Consider the following 13,987-nt stretch of genomic DNA (forward strand, 5'->3'; position numbering starts at 1 on the left):
TAATCCTCAAGAAGGTTATGAGCGGAGCGCTAGGTTGCATCTCGAATTCCGGCATCTTCGGACCATCAAGGCGATCCACGAGGCGGGCGGTCTCGCGCGCGCGGCCGAGCTGATGAACATCACCCAGTCCGCCCTGTCGCATCAGGTGAAGGGGCTGGAGGAACAGGCGGGGGTGGAACTGTTCGTGCGCCGCACCAAGCCGCTGCGGCTGTCGCCCGCGGGCATGAAGCTGCTGCGTCTCGCCGAGCGCATCCTGCCCGAGATCGAGGCGCTGGAGGACGAGTTCCTGGCTTTGGAGTCCGGGCGCTCGGGCCGGTTGCACATCGCGATCGAGTGCCACGCCTGTTTCGAATGGCTGTTCCCGGTGCTCGAGCAGTTCCGGCAGGCCTGGCCCGATGTGGATGTCGATATCCGCCCCGGCCTCGCCTTCGATGCGCTGCCCGCACTGAAGCGGGAAGAGGTTGATCTTGTTGTATCTTCCGACCCGGAAACCATCAGCGACGTCGATTTCACGCCGCTGTTCGACTATGAGCCCGTCTTCGTCGCCTCGTCGCAGCATCCGCTGGCGCAGAAGGACTATGTCGAGGCCGAGGACTTCCGGGGCGAGACGCTGATCACCTATCCGGTGGACCGCGCGCGGCTGGACGTGTTCAGCCAGCTTCTGACCCCCGCCAAGGTCGAACCGCGCGCGGTGCGGCAGGTCGAACTGACGGCGGTGATCCTGCTGCTGGTCGCCTCGAACCGAGGTGTCGCGGTGCTGCCGGACTGGGTGGTGCGCGAGGTGCGGTATCATTCCGACTATGTCACCCGCCCGATCACCAAGGCCGGCCTGACCCGCCGCCTGTACGCCGCGACGCGGGCCGAAGACACGGCGCGTCCGTTCATGTCGCACCTGCTGAAACTGGCCCGGACTGTGCCGGTCCGGCTGCAAAGAGGCGATCTGACGAAATCGGCGGCCCCGTCTGCCTGAAACAATTCGGCGGCTGGGGCTTCTTTGGTCCTGCAAATATCCTCGGGGGGAGCTGCCGCAGGCAGCAGGGGGGCGGAAAGCCCCCCGCTTCGGGGGACGATTCGGGCGAATCCGCCGGGGTGATGCGCGGATCGGCGGGGGCGCGAAAGATCGTTCCAATGTTAAGTAATTGGCGAAACAGACGGTGCGGCGGCCGGATTCCCACCGTGTTCCGCGCGCATGCGCCCTTCACATCGCCGCGCCTCTGGCCTATGTCGCGGCCTGACCTTCAAGGAGCCGGATGACATGCAGGGCAGCGCCAATATCAATCTGATGATCAAGGCCGCGCGCAAGGCGGGGCGGAGCCTGGTGAAGGACTTCCGCGAGGTCGAGAACCTGCAGGTCTCGATGAAGGGTGCGGGGGACTTCGTCAGCCGTGCCGATATCGCGGCCGAGAAGATCATCCGCGACGAGCTTATGTCGGCCCGCCCGAACTATGGCTGGCTGGGCGAGGAGAGCAAGCCGGAAGAGGGCGCCGACCCGACCCGCCGCTGGATCGTCGACCCGCTGGACGGCACCACCAACTTCCTGCACGGCCTGCCGCATTGGGCGGTTTCCATCGCGTTGGAACATAAGGGAGAAATCGTCGCGGGCGTTATCTTCGACGCGGCCAAGGATGAACTCTACTGGGCCGAGAAGGGCGCCGGGTCGTGGATGAACGAAAGCCGTCTGCGGGTGTCCGGGCGTCACAAGATGATCGAGTCGATCTTCGCCACCGGACTGCCGTTCGGCGGGCGTCCGGAACTGCCCGCCGTGATGCATGACCTTGGCCGTCTGCTGCCGGTCTGCGCCGGGGTGCGCCGCTGGGGCGCCGCCGCGCTGGACATGGCCTATGTCGCGGCCGGTCGTCTGGACGGCTACTGGGAGCGGGGCATCAACGCGTGGGACATGGCCGCCGGCGTGGTCATCGTACGCGAGGCCGGGGGATTCGTTCACGCCATCGCCGAGGACGGAAACATGCTGGAAGACGGCGATGTGATCTGCGGCAACGAGCGCATTTTCGACCAGTTCGCGGGCGTCATCCGGAAGGGGTGACGCGCCGGGCGGGCCGCACAAATTGACGTAGCGTTCCCCAATCAGGCCACATTTGAAGGTCAGAAACTTCCCAGACCTTCCAAGTGAGTGTGCCCATGACTCAGATTATGAAATTCCTTCGCGACGAAAATGGCGCCGTGACTGTCGATTGGGTAGTGATTACCGCAGCGATCGTCGGCCTTTGCATTTCCGCATTCGGGTGGATCGGAAACGATACCCACGACTATGGCGAGCGCATCGGCGACCACATGTCGACGCAGGGCGTGAAGACGACTTACTAAGCGAACTTCTCCGCGCCGGATGCGGCGCGGACCGCCTAGCGGTCCGACGGGTGATTTACGCCGTCGTTCCAGCCGAACTCGGGGAAGTCGCTGGGGTTCACACCCTCCAGCGCGCCCAGATTGATGCCGTATTCGTTCGGGTTCGAGCGGCGGCGGTGGTGCGTGTAGATCCCGCAGACCGAGCAGAACCAGTGCCGCGCCGTATGCGTTCCGAACTGGTACAGCGTCAGTGCGTCTTCTCCCTTCAACACCGTCAGCCCGTCCAGCGGCACCGCCAGCATCGGCGCGCCGCGACGGCGGCAGTACGAGCAGTCGCAGCGCTTCGCGTCCGCAAGCGCCTGTTTCGGCTGCACCTCCAGCGCGACGGCGCCGCAGTGGCACGACAGGCGGTATGTCTCTGCCATGGTCTAGCGCTTCCGGCGAGACACGGTGGGGATGTGGCTGCGCTCTAGCTTGTACTTCGCCGCCGGGTGGTCCGGGTGGCCGTGGGTGCGGCTCCAGTAGGACGTGCCGCCCCGGCGAAGGAACAGCGGGATCACCAGCAGGAAGCCCACGATGAAGCCGCCCGCATGCGCCCAGTAGGCGACGCCGCCCATGTCGGGATCCGCGCCGACGCCGTTGAACAACTGCAGCGCGAACCAGATGCCCAGCATCAGCCATGCGGGGACCGGGATGATCTTGAAGATGACGACGAAGATGAAAAGGATGTCGACCTTGGCCTTGGGGTACATCAGCAGATAGCCCCCCATCACCCCGGCGATCGCGCCCGACGCGCCCACGGTGGGCACCATCGAGTAGGGGGCGGACAAAACATGCACCAGCCCCGCGCCAAGCCCGCTGGCAAGGTAGAACCCCAAGAAGCCGATATGGCCGAAGTCTTCTTCGAGGTTGTCGCCGAAGATCCACAAAAACAGCATGTTACCGGCGAGGTGCAGGAACCCGCCGTGCATGAACATGGTCGAGATCAGGGTGTAATAGCCGTCGCCCTGCGAAATGCGGGCAGGGATCAGCGACCACTCGATCATCAGGTTGCGCTGCGACGCGAGGTCCTGCATCGCGGGCAGGGTGGCAAGATACACCAGCACGTTCACCGCGATCAGCGCGTAGGTGACGTACGGGGTCTTGTTCGACGGGTTGTGATCGCGGATCGGAAACATGCGCTTACCTTGGCCCTCGCGGGCGCAAGGTCAAGCGTCCGATACCTCGGCCAGCAATTCCGCGTTGCCCCCTGATGCGGTCGTGTCGATGCAGAGGTGGCGTTCCAGCAGCACGTCGGGTTCGGACGGCCGCGTTGTGATCAGCGGAAGGATCGCTCCGTCCCGTTTCGCCAGTGCCTGCGCGAGGGGCCGCGCGGTGTCGGGGCCGCCCCAGTACACCACGCCGCCAAAGCCGGTGGCCATGGTCAGCGCCTCCGGCAAGACGCCCTCGGGCAGTTCCACCGCGACGCCGCCCAGGGCGCGCACCGCGTCGGCCTGCGCCGCTGCCGCCGTCGCGCCGGGGCCGAGGCACAGAAGCGGGGGGCGGGCGACGCGGGTCAGCCGGTTTGACTCGCCGGTCGGGCCGGGCATGTCGCGCACATCGACCGGAAGGTCCGAGGTTTTTGCCGCGCCGATCCGGGCCTGCACGGCGCCTGCGTCCAGCGTGCCGGGTTCGCCCGCGGCGGCTTCCATCGTCTCGGGCCGGGTAAACCGCGCGACATAGTCGGGGCCGCCCGCCTTTGGGCCGGTGCCCGACAGCCCCTCGCCACCGAAGGGCTGGCTGGCGACGATGGCGCCGATCTGGTTGCGGTTCACGTAGGCGTTGCCGACCGCCAGCCGCTCGGTCACGTATTGCACGCGGTCGTCGATCCGGGTGTGCAGGCCGAAGGTCAGGCCAAAGCCGCTGGCGCGGATGTCGGACAGCACGCGGTCAAGGTGTTGTGGCCGGAAGGTTGCAAGGTGCAGCACCGGGCCGAAAACCTCGCGTTCGATGTCGCGGATGCCGGTGACTTCGACAACGGCTGGCGCGACGAACAAGCCGTCCTCCGGGGCTTTCAGGCGGTGCAGGACGCGATTGCCCGCGGCGTCGACATAGTTGGCGATACTGTCGCGCGCCTCGGGGTCGATCACCGGTCCCACGTCGGTGGACAGGTGCCACGGGTCACCCATCTTCAGCTCGTCCATCGCGCCGAACAGCATCTTGCGGAAGGCCGGTGCGATGTCGTCCTGAACGTACAGGCAACGAAGTGCGGAACAACGCTGGCCCGCCGACTGGAAGGCCGAGGCGATCACGTCACGCACCGCCTGCTCGGGCAGGGCGGTCGAGTCGACGATCATCGCGTTGATGCCGCCGGTTTCGGCGATCAGGGGGGCGTCGGGCGACAGGTTGTCCGCCATCGCGCGGCGGATCGCCTGCGCCGTCTCGGTCGAGCCGGTGAAGGCCACGCCGTCGACGCGGGCGTCCGAAGTCAGCGCCGCGCCCACGGTGGGGCCGTCGCCGGGCAGGAATTGCAGCACCTCGCGGGGCACGCCCGCCTGATGCAGCAGTTCGACGGCGGCGTGGCCGATCAGCGGCGTCTGTTCCGCCGGTTTCGCCAACACGCCGTTCCCGGCTGCCAGCGCCCCGGCGATCTGGCCGGTGAAGATGGCGAGCGGGAAGTTCCATGGCGAGATGCAGGTGAAGAGGCCGCGCGGCGGCCGGGTCAGGCCCTCTGCCTGTTCGGCGTAGTACAAAAGGAAGTCCGCCGCCTCGCGCAATTCGCCCACCGCGTCGGGCAGCGACTTGCCGGCCTCGCGCGCGAGGATGGCGAAGAGGCGGGCGTGGTGGTCCTCGTACAGCTGCGCCGCGCGCTTGAGGATCGCGGCGCGCTCGGCGGGCGGAGCCGTCCACGGGGTCGCGGCGTCCAGCGCGGTCTGCACCTCGGCGGGCGAGGCGTCGCGGACGCGGCCCACGGTGTCGGAGGGGTTGGCCGGATTGGTTGTCGTCTCTTCCGCGCCGGGTTCTGCCGTGCCGGCGATCAGCGGGGCGGCGGTAAAGACGGTGTCGCGAAAGTCGGTGCGGGCGGCGTCCAGCGCGTCCAGTTCCGGGCGGTGCGCAAGATCCCAGCCGCGGGAATTGCCGCGGGCAGGCTGGAAGATCTCGGCGGGTTTGCGGACACGGATCTGCGCCGCCTCGACAGCGTCGAACGGGTCGGCGGCGACGGTCTCTGGCGGAACGTCCTCGTCAACGATCTGGTTCACGAAGGACGAGTTCGCGCCGTTCTCCAGCAAGCGGCGGACGAGATAGGCCAGCAGGTCGCGATGCGCGCCGACGGGGGCATAGATCCGGCAGCGCGCGCCGGGCTCTTTCATCAGGATGTCGTGCAGACGCTCGCCCATGCCGTGCAGGCGCTGGAACTCCCAGCCGTCGCGGCTGTCCGCCATCTCCAGCACGGCGGCGGTGGTGTGGGCGTTGTGGGTGGCGAACTGGGGGTAGATCCGGTCGCGCAGGCCCAGCAGTTTGCGGGCGCAAGCGATGTACGAGACGTCGGTCGCGGGTTTGCGGCTGAACACCGGGAAGCCCGGTGCGCCGATCACCTGCGCGTGCTTGATCTCGCTGTCCCAGTACGCGCCCTTGACCAGCCGCAGGGTGAAGCGGCGGTCGAGACGTTCGGCTAGCGCGTGGAACCAGTCGATCACGTGGCGGGCACGAGGGCCGTAAGCCTGCACGACAAGGCCGAAGCCGTCCCAGCCGTGCAGCGCTTCGTCGGCCAGCGCGGCCTCGATCACGTCCAGCGACAGATCAAGGCGGTCGGCTTCTTCGGCATCGACGTTCAGACCCATGCCCGCGGCGGCGGCCTGCTTGGCCAGCGCCTGCAGTCGGGGCACGAGTTCGGTCATCACCCGGTCGCGCTGTGCATCCTCGTAGCGCGGATGCAGCGCGGACAGTTTTACCGAAATGCCAGGATTGTTTCTGATATCGCTATTGTTCGCCGCCTGGCCGATCGAGCCGATGGCCTGTGCGTAGGCGTGGAAATAGCGCTCTGCATCGGCGCCGGTGCGGGCGGCTTCGCCGAGCATGTCGTAGGAATAGGTGTAGCCCTTCGCCTCCATCCCGGCGGCGCGCTTCATGGCAGACCCGATGGTTTCGCCCAGCACGAACTGGCGGCCCATCTCGCGCATGGCGCGGCCAACGGCGGTGCGGATCACCGGTTCGCCCAGCCGCTTCACCGCGCCCCGAAGCGCGCGGGTCACACCCGGCTTGCGGTCGTCCAGAACCCGGCCCGTCAGCATCAGCGCCCATGTCGAGGCATTGACCAGCGAGGACGAGGAATGGCCCAGATGCTTGCCCCAGTCGGACGGCGCGATCTTGTCCTCGATCAGCGCGTCGATGGTGTCGGCATCGGGGACGCGCAGCAGGGCCTCGGCAAGGCACATGAGCGCGATGCCCTCGTCGGTGGACAGGCCGTATTCGGCTAGAAACACCTCCATCAGCCCGGGGCGGGCCGAGGCGCGGATGTCGCGCACCAGCCCCGCGGCACGGGACGAGATGCGGGCGCGATCCTCGGCGGAGAGGTCGGCGAGTGCCGTCAGTTCGGCCAGCGTCTGGGCCTCGTCGGCATAGGTCGCGGCGGCGATACGGTCGCGGATCGGGTCGGACTGGGGGGTGTCGAGAGTCATGTTGAACCTCCGTTTGACCCGTTTTACCGCAGGTTGGGCTTTGATTTTCTCCCGAATAGTGAAGAATGATGGTCGAAACGACCAAAGACGGGGTCATGTGCAGTGCAAACGGTCCATCCGAAGCTTGACCGCTTCGATCACGCGATTCTCGATGTGTTGACGACGGAGGGCCGGATCAGCGTCACCGAGCTTGCGGCGCGGATCGGGCTGTCGAAGACGCCCACGCAGGCGCGGCTGCGGCGGTTGGAGGCGGACGGGGTGATCACCGGATACCGCGCGATGCTGGACCCGATCCGCATCGGGCGCGACCATGTGGCATTTGTCGAGGTGAAGCTGACTGACACGCGCGAGGCGGCGCTGGCCGCGTTCAACGCGGGCGTCCGCAGGGTGCCGGAGATCGAGCAATGCCACATGGTCGCGGCGTCGTTCGATTACCTGCTGAAGGTCCGCACGGCGGACATGGCCGCCTATCGCCGGGTGCTGGCCGAGGACATCTCGACCCTGCCGCATGTCGCGCAGACCTCGACCTTCGTGGCGATGCAGGCGGTGAAGGAGGACGGGCTGTAGCGCGCCTGTCGCTGCGCCAGCCGGCGCGTTTTCGGGTTCCAGCCCCGGACGGTCCCCACTAAGGTGCGCGCCGGGCCCGCGTGGTGGAATGGTAGACACAGAGGACTTAAAAGTGCGCCATTGCGCATATCACAACGACACCAAGGGTAGCCTTGGTCATACTAAAAGGAGTGTATGTAAATCAGCGACTTAGGGAATGGAGACTTACCAAACCCGATACCGGAGAGGGAAACCTCAAAGGGACCAGAGCAGGTCGTGAAAAGCCTCGTTGAGGATGGTAGGACATCCAAGAGAACAAGGCAGATATTTGTATATGGTGAAGGCTATACAGCTTGAATCGCAGTCTTGGCGGGTAGCTCTCGAACCCCGTGGGTTTCCTACAACAATCCCCACGACATCAGGTGGCACTTAAAGATTTTAAGTAGGTGTCAACCTTTTCCTGATGAGCCACTCACAAGAAGTGAGTAAAGAGACGAACGCGGCACCTACGTACAAGACCTTCGAGGAACCAAAACCATCCTCGTAGGAAAATCGTTGTGATATGAACTATGGGATCACCTAAGGGAAGCAATTCCTACCTTTTCGAAGGCGAATTTCGATACCATATCTCTGGTAGAGAAAAGGGGTGACGGAGTTGTCGTAGTATTTGTGGCGGCGTGGTGGAATCGGTAGACACGAGCGACTTAAAATCGCTTTCCTATGGAGTGCGGGTTCGAGTCCCGCCGCCGCTACCAAAGAAGGACAACAGTTGAAGCAAGTTTGGGAGATGAAAGGTATATCGGATGGTATGTGAGCCTCTTACTCGCCTGAACAAACTATACGAGTTGAACTCGAATTCAGAATGGATGAACGCTGAATTATACAGGTTGGTGTGTAGTCCAGACCTTCTGACAATCGCTTACGAGCGTATCAAATCCAAATCGGGAAATATGACCCCCGGAACGGACGGAGAAACACTCGACGGTATCTCTTCCTCCTATATCTCGCGCCTCTCGGACGCACTCAAAAACGAGTCGTTCCAGTTTCGCCCGACACGGAGACATCTCATTCCGAAAAAGAATGGGAAAATGAGACCACTGGGTGTCCCATCACCACGGGATAAGGTTGTTCAAGAGGCTATCCGGATTATTCTGGAAGCCATATACGACAGCCCAACATCTCCAACTTTTGTTCCTGAAAGTCATGGCTTTCGAGAAGGACGAAGTACGCATACGGCGATTGAACAAGTTCGTGCCAATTGGGGCGCGCCAAACTGGGTGATTGAAGGGGACATCAAGTCATTCTTCGACGAGATTAACCATCACACCCTAATCCAAATCCTACGGAAACGAATTTCTGATGAACGCTTCATAAGCTTGATTTGGAAGGCTTTATCCGCAGGGTATATGGAGGATGAACAGTTTGTTGCCTCAAAAGTCGGAACTCCGCAGGGAAGCATTATCAGCCCCGTTCTAGCCAACATCTACCTCCACGAGTTCGATGTGGCTGTAAAGAAATGGATTGCTGAACTTTCCAATAATGTGAAAAAACGCCCTAATCCCGAATGGCGCCGCGTGGTGCGCAAAAGGGAACGCCTGATGAAGGCGTCAGGTGGTGAAGTCACAGAGGAGATCAAGTTACTCACCCAAACCATCCGTTCGCTTCCTTCTCAGGACCACAACGACCCCAACTCAATTCGGGTGTCTTACGTGCGTTATGCGGACGACTGGATTATTGGCGTGACCGGTCCGAAAATGCTGGCAAACACCCTCAAAGAGCGAGCGCAAATATTCCTTCGGGATGAACTTAAACTCGAACTTTCGATGGATAAGACCAAAGTGACGAACTTAAGAAAAGGCTATGTCCATTTTCTCGGGTTTTCACTAACGGTCCCATCGCCAAAAGAGGCTAAAGTCAGTGATTATCAAAGTGGCTCTTTTGGCTTGAAGCGACGCGTCAGTCACGGCGCAAGTATTAAAGTCAATATTCCATTGGATGAAGTCTTTACACGGCTAAAATCTCGTGGATTTTGTGACGAAAAAGGTTTTCCAACCCATCACAAGGGCCTTCTCGCTTTGGATTTAGACCAAATCGTCGCTCAATATAATTCGGTAATGAGAGGTATCGCCAACTACTATGCGGCGTGTACAAATTTCTCAAAACTGAATAGGGTTGATTACATCTTGCGATACTCGCTCGCCAAGACCTTGGCGAACAAGGAACGCTCATCAATGGTCAAGCAATTTCAAAAACGCGGAAAAAACCTCCGTGTCAAGAAAACCATTGGTGAAAAGAAGGTGTCGGTCAGTTTTGTCAACTTCCGCTCCCTTAAAAGAACGAAGTTCTCCGGCGAACAACCGAACTTGGACCGTATCTTTATCTTCCAGACTTTCCGCACAAAATCCCGTCTTGGGGTTACGGAATGCGCCGTCAAAGGGTGTTCATCTGGGGAACCCGTGGAAATGCATCACGTTAAGCATATCCGGAAAATGGGAAAGAAGGTCTCTGGCTTTACGAAGTTAATGGCACAAATAAACCGCAAACAGGTTCCGTTGTGTACCTCTTGTCATAAGAAGGTTCACAAAGGAACATATGACGGATTGGCTCTGAAAGATTTGGAGTTGTCAGTTATATATGGGTAACCATCTACGGTTGTTCGAGTAAGACTAAATGGTGCCGATACGGAGAGCCCAGTGCCAGGAAACTCGCACGCTGGGTTCGGAGGAAGGCAGTTGGTTATCCCTTCTGGGACCCGACTGCCGATCCTACTCCTTAGGCCGAAAGGCCGTGCCGGTTCGAGTCCGGCCGCGGGTACCAGGGCTTTGACGCTGCGCTGCGGCGAAAAATGCGGGCGTGTTCTCAGGGGCTTGATGCAATTTTATTGCCGTTCGACGGGGCGGGCGCTACCGTATTGGCGACGTTCTGCTTCCGCCCTTTCCGACAATACGCGCCCCGCTGCGGGGCACAGTTCCGCTTCATTCCTGCCGATGGACCCTGCATGACGAACCGCCGTACCTTCCTGACCGGAGCGCTTGCCGCCACCGGCGCCACAGCCATTCCCGCCGCCGCCCAGCAGGTGTTCGAAGTGCCCGAAAGCTGGCAGCCGCGTGTCGTGGACATGCCGGCGCGGTATCGGCCCGGTGTCATCCTTGTCTATCCCGACCGCTTCTCGCTGTTCTGGACGCTGCCCGAGGGCAAGGCGATCCGCTATGCCGTGCGCGTCGGGCGGGGCGACCTGTACGAGCCCGGCGAGTACACCATCGGCGCGCGGAAAGAGTGGCCGTCGTGGACGCCGACGCCCGACATGATCGAGCGCGAGCCCGAACGCTGGGGACAGTACGCCGACGGGATGCCGGGCGGGCCGAACAACCCGTTGGGTGCGCGGGCGCTGTACCTGTTCCAGCCGGGGCGGGGGGATACCTTCCTGCGCATCCATGGCACCAACGATCCCGGCAGCATCGGGCGGGCGGTGTCGAACGGCTGTGTCGGGCTGCTGAACCCGCACATGATCCACCTGTACGATCAGGTGCCGCTGGAAACGAAGGTATATCTGTACCCCAAAGCGGCGTGACGATCCGTGGCGCCGCGCGACCCCGCACTTGCGCGCGCGATGCGCTGTGGGCTACAGGGCAGCAGGTGACACGGCGCCGGTGGTTCAGTGATCATGATTAAGTTTTTTCTTTCGGATCAACGGCCCGGCTGGGCCCCTTGGGTTGCGGGGCTGTCGCTGCTGGCGAACACCTTCGTGGTCGTCACGGTGAACCTGAACATCTACAAGGCGCGCGCCGATTTTATCGAGGCGCATCCCGAGTACGTCGCCAACCAGCCGCCCACCATCAGCCGTGCTCTGTCCGATCCGGCCATCGGAGACGGCTTCGCCTTCTGGATCGCGATCTCGGCCGTGCTTCTGTTTCTTGGCGTCTGCGGGCTGATCGCGACCTTCGCGACGGCCTTGCCCGCGGTGCGGGCGGTGTCCTCCAGGGGCGCGCGGCGGCTGACAACGACGCTTTGCCTTGTGCCGCCTATGCAGCTGGCGGCCTGTGTCGGAATGGTGATGCTGTCGCAGTACACCTTCCCGCACCACAACGAAGCGCACATGATGGGCAGCTATATCTTCTTCGCCAGTCAGGCGGCGACGGTGCTGACCGGCCTGTTGCTGAGCCGCGCGATCGCGAAGGATCAGCCGATGGCCCGCGCGATGGCAGATGTCGGCGTCTATTCCGCAGGCGCGAACCGGGTGCGGCTTTGGGTCGGTATGGCCAGCGTGGTGCTGGTGCTGAGCTATCTCGTGCTGTTCGTGGTCAAGGACTTCGATCTGGGCGCATGGGAGCCGCTGGTCTACCTGATCTACGTCAGCACCGAGCCGCTGTGCATCTCGTCCTTCCTGCTGTTCGTGCTGCTTTACAACGCCGACCTTGCCCGCGCGGCGCGCAGCCGCCGGGCGGTAGAGCAGGGCGCCTGACCTTTCAGATGTGGCCGACGGACCGGGCGAAGTCCGCCAGCAGGGCGGCATAGGCTTCGGGCTGTTCCACGCAGGGCAGGTGGCCCGCGCCGCGCATCAGTTCGAACCGCGCGCCCTTGATCAGCTCTGCCGTCTCGCGCACGAGATCGGGCGGGGTCGATCCGTCCTCGCTGCCGGCTATAACCATCGTGGGCAGGGTCAGGCCACTGGTGGGTGTGTAGAAATCGGTGCCCCGGATCGCCGCCATGCAGCCCAGATAGCCCTCGACCGGCGTGCGGGTCAGCATGTGGCGCCAGACGCGCATATCGGGCGTCGTGCGGAAGGGCTTCGAGAACCAGCGCTCCATCGTGCCATCGGCCAGCGCCTCGATCCCGCCCGCCTCGACGGCGGCGATGCGGTCGTCCCACGTGCCATGAGCGCCGATCTTGGCGGCGGTGTTCGACAGCACCATGGCGCGGACAAGGTCTAGACGTTTCACCGCCAGCCCCTGCGCGATCATGCCTCCGATGGAGATGCCGACGAACAGGCTGTCACGGACCTTCAGGTGGTCCAGCAGGCGTTCCGCGTCCGACACCAGAGCCCCCATGGAGTAGGGGCGGGAAGGGCAGTCGGACAGGCCGTGCCCGCGCTTGTCGTAGCGGATGATCCGGAAGCCCGGCGGCAGGTGGGACAGCACGCCGTCCCATAGCCGGTGATCGGTGCCCAGAGAGTTCGCAAAGACCAGCGGCGCGCCGTCGGGGTCGCCGTCCTCGCGCCAAAAGATGCCGGTGCCTTGCAGTTCCGTCAGCGGCATCAGTAGGGCGCGCCGACGTACAGCTCTGCCATCGCGGCCTGCGCGGCCTTCGAGGTCTCCAGCAGGGTGATTTCGCTTTCCTGCATCCGCCGGTCAAAGCCCGACTGATCCGGGAACTGGTGCATGACGGTGGTGAACCACCACGAGAACCGCATCGCCTGCCAGACGCGGGCGGCTGCCTTCTGCGCGTAGTCTTCGATCCCGCTATCGTCCTTGTCGAGGTAATGCGCCTTCAGCGCCTCGAACAGGTAATGCACGTCCGAAGCGGCGAGGTTCAGCCCCTTCGCGCCGGTGGGCGGAACGATATGCGCCGCGTCGCCCACAAGGAACATCCGGCCCCAGCGCATCGGTTCGGCGGCGTAGGACCGCAACGGGGCGATGGATTTCTCGATCGCCGGACCGGTGATCAGCTTCTCTGCCAGATCGCCGGGAATGCGCGCCTTGAACTCGTCCCAGAACCGGTCGTCGGACCAGTTCTCGACCGGTTCGCCCTGCGGCACCTGCACGTAGTAGCGGCTGAGGTTCTCGTTGCGCAAAGACGCCAGCGCGAAGCCGCGCGAGTGCGAGGCGTAGAGGATTTCGTGCGTTACCGGAGGCGTCTCGGACAGGATGCCGAGCCAGCCGAAGGGATAGACGCGTTCGTATTCCTTCAGAACGCTGCGCGGGATCGACTTGCGCGAGACGCCATGGAAGCCGTCGCAGCCCGCGATCCAGTCGCAGTCGATCCGGTGCTCTGCGCCGTCCTTGTAGTAGGTGACGAAGGGCGCGTCGGTGTCCATCTCGTGCGGCTTCACCGCCTCGGCCTCGTGGATCACGGTGCCGCCCATCGCTTCGCGCGCGTCGTAAAGGTCTTGCGTGATCTCGGTCTGGCCCCAGACCATCATCGACTTGCCGGTCAGCGCCTTGATGTCGATGCGGAAGCCGTGCGTCTCGCCCGCGACGACGATGCCTTCGTCGACGATGCCCTGCTTGTCCATCCGGTCGCCGACCTTCGCCCTGCGCAGCAGGTCGACGGTGCCCGATTCCAGCACGCCCGCACGGATGCGCCCCAGCACATAGTCGCGAGTCCGGCGTTCCAGCACGACGCTGTCGATGCCGGCAAGGTGCAGAAGCTGGCTAAGCAGTAGCCCCGACGGGCCTCCGCCGATGATGCAGACCTGTGTGCGCATGGGGCGCTTCCTCCCGTTTTGGGTCAGACTTGCACGCGGCCCCGCAGTTGTCGAC

The 13,987-nt window shown here is 63.2% G+C and carries 12 protein-coding genes and 1 tRNA gene; 8 read left to right on the top strand and 5 right to left on the bottom strand.

From position 1 onward, the window contains the following. The first annotated feature begins 34 nt into the window (after positions 1 to 34). The 3 genes from ACP156_RS17030 to ACP156_RS17040 all read left to right on the top strand — a co-directional run bounded on the left by ACP156_RS17030 (position 35) and on the right by ACP156_RS17040 (position 2,325). Complete coding sequence (locus tag ACP156_RS17030) at positions 35 to 970, top strand: LysR family transcriptional regulator (protein ID WP_425052558.1); 936 nt, start codon at positions 35 to 37, stop codon at positions 968 to 970. Between the two features lie 285 nt (positions 971 to 1,255). After that, complete coding sequence (locus ACP156_RS17035; RefSeq protein ID WP_425052559.1) at positions 1,256 to 2,044, top strand: inositol monophosphatase family protein; 789 nt, start codon at positions 1,256 to 1,258, stop codon at positions 2,042 to 2,044. A gap of 95 nt (positions 2,045 to 2,139) precedes the next feature. Beyond that, a complete protein-coding gene (locus ACP156_RS17040) occupies positions 2,140 to 2,325 on the top strand; it encodes a hypothetical protein (protein WP_425052560.1) in 186 nt (61 codons plus the stop codon). 35 nt (positions 2,326 to 2,360) lie between these two features. On the opposite strand, the gene ACP156_RS17045 is transcribed toward ACP156_RS17040, so the two are convergent. The 3 genes from ACP156_RS17045 to putA are packed head-to-tail and all read right to left on the bottom strand — an operon-like array spanning position 2,361 to position 6,962. Then, complete coding sequence (locus ACP156_RS17045) at positions 2,361 to 2,729, bottom strand: GFA family protein (protein WP_425052561.1); 369 nt, start codon at positions 2,727 to 2,729, stop codon at positions 2,361 to 2,363. 3 nt (positions 2,730 to 2,732) lie between these two features. Further along, positions 2,733 to 3,482 (bottom strand): rhomboid family intramembrane serine protease, encoded by a 750-nt coding sequence (locus tag ACP156_RS17050; RefSeq protein ID WP_425052562.1) that lies wholly within the window; start codon positions 3,480 to 3,482, stop codon positions 2,733 to 2,735. A 30-nt stretch (positions 3,483 to 3,512) separates the two neighbouring features. After that, entirely contained in the window at positions 3,513 to 6,962 is a 3,450-nt protein-coding gene (gene putA / locus ACP156_RS17055; RefSeq protein ID WP_425052563.1) for a bifunctional proline dehydrogenase/L-glutamate gamma-semialdehyde dehydrogenase PutA, read from the bottom strand. Between the two features lie 102 nt (positions 6,963 to 7,064). On the opposite strand from putA, the gene ACP156_RS17060 reads away from it, so the two are divergent. The 5 genes from ACP156_RS17060 (at position 7,065) to ACP156_RS17080 (ending at position 11,970) form a co-directional block, all read left to right on the top strand. After that, positions 7,065 to 7,529: an Lrp/AsnC family transcriptional regulator gene (locus ACP156_RS17060; RefSeq protein ID WP_425052564.1), complete on the top strand. Its 465-nt coding sequence runs from the start codon at positions 7,065 to 7,067 to the stop codon at positions 7,527 to 7,529. A gap of 650 nt (positions 7,530 to 8,179) precedes the next feature. Next, positions 8,180 to 8,263 (top strand) — tRNA-Leu (locus tag ACP156_RS17065). 195 nt (positions 8,264 to 8,458) lie between these two features. Next, positions 8,459 to 10,150, top strand: coding sequence for a reverse transcriptase domain-containing protein (locus ACP156_RS17070; protein ID WP_425052565.1), 1,692 nt, complete (start codon positions 8,459 to 8,461; stop codon positions 10,148 to 10,150). A 356-nt stretch (positions 10,151 to 10,506) separates the two neighbouring features. Next, a complete protein-coding gene (locus tag ACP156_RS17075; protein ID WP_425052566.1) occupies positions 10,507 to 11,079 on the top strand; it encodes a L,D-transpeptidase in 573 nt (190 codons plus the stop codon). A 93-nt stretch (positions 11,080 to 11,172) separates the two neighbouring features. Beyond that, on the top strand, positions 11,173 to 11,970 hold the full coding sequence (locus ACP156_RS17080; protein ID WP_425052567.1) for a hypothetical protein: 798 nt from the start codon (positions 11,173 to 11,175) through the stop codon (positions 11,968 to 11,970). 4 nt (positions 11,971 to 11,974) lie between these two features. Here the strand turns inward: ACP156_RS17080 and pcaD are convergent, their stop codons facing one another. Both pcaD and pobA read right to left on the bottom strand, forming a co-directional pair. Then, positions 11,975 to 12,763, bottom strand: coding sequence for a 3-oxoadipate enol-lactonase (pcaD, locus tag ACP156_RS17085; protein ID WP_425052568.1), 789 nt, complete (start codon positions 12,761 to 12,763; stop codon positions 11,975 to 11,977). After that, on the bottom strand, positions 12,763 to 13,932 hold the full coding sequence (pobA, locus tag ACP156_RS17090) for a 4-hydroxybenzoate 3-monooxygenase (RefSeq protein ID WP_425052569.1): 1,170 nt from the start codon (positions 13,930 to 13,932) through the stop codon (positions 12,763 to 12,765). The genes pcaD and pobA overlap by 1 nt, the downstream gene beginning before the upstream one ends. Positions 13,933 to 13,987: the final 55 nt, after the last annotated feature.

The organism is Psychromarinibacter sp. S121, from assembly GCF_049801035.1.
In the GTDB taxonomy this organism is placed as follows: Bacteria; Pseudomonadota; Alphaproteobacteria; order Rhodobacterales; family Rhodobacteraceae; genus Psychromarinibacter.

Bases quoted from the DNA above. Each gene is read 5' to 3' on its own strand.
- ACP156_RS17070 (WP_425052565.1), top strand. From the start codon at position 8,459: ATGACCCCCGGAACGGACGGAGAAACACTCGACGGTATCTCTTCCTCC.
- pcaD (WP_425052568.1), bottom strand. From the start codon at position 12,763: ATGCCGCTGACGGAACTGCAAGGCACCGGCATCTTTTGGCGCGAGGAC.
- ACP156_RS17080 (WP_425052567.1), top strand. From the start codon at position 11,173: ATGATTAAGTTTTTTCTTTCGGATCAACGGCCCGGCTGGGCCCCTTGG.
- ACP156_RS17045 (WP_425052561.1), bottom strand. From the start codon at position 2,729: ATGGCAGAGACATACCGCCTGTCGTGCCACTGCGGCGCCGTCGCGCTG.
- pobA (WP_425052569.1), bottom strand. From the start codon at position 13,932: ATGCGCACACAGGTCTGCATCATCGGCGGAGGCCCGTCGGGGCTACTG.
- ACP156_RS17035 (WP_425052559.1), top strand. From the start codon at position 1,256: ATGCAGGGCAGCGCCAATATCAATCTGATGATCAAGGCCGCGCGCAAG.
- putA (WP_425052563.1), bottom strand. From the start codon at position 6,962: ATGACTCTCGACACCCCCCAGTCCGACCCGATCCGCGACCGTATCGCC.
- ACP156_RS17050 (WP_425052562.1), bottom strand. From the start codon at position 3,482: ATGTTTCCGATCCGCGATCACAACCCGTCGAACAAGACCCCGTACGTC.
- ACP156_RS17040 (WP_425052560.1), top strand. From the start codon at position 2,140: ATGACTCAGATTATGAAATTCCTTCGCGACGAAAATGGCGCCGTGACT.
- ACP156_RS17075 (WP_425052566.1), top strand. From the start codon at position 10,507: ATGACGAACCGCCGTACCTTCCTGACCGGAGCGCTTGCCGCCACCGGC.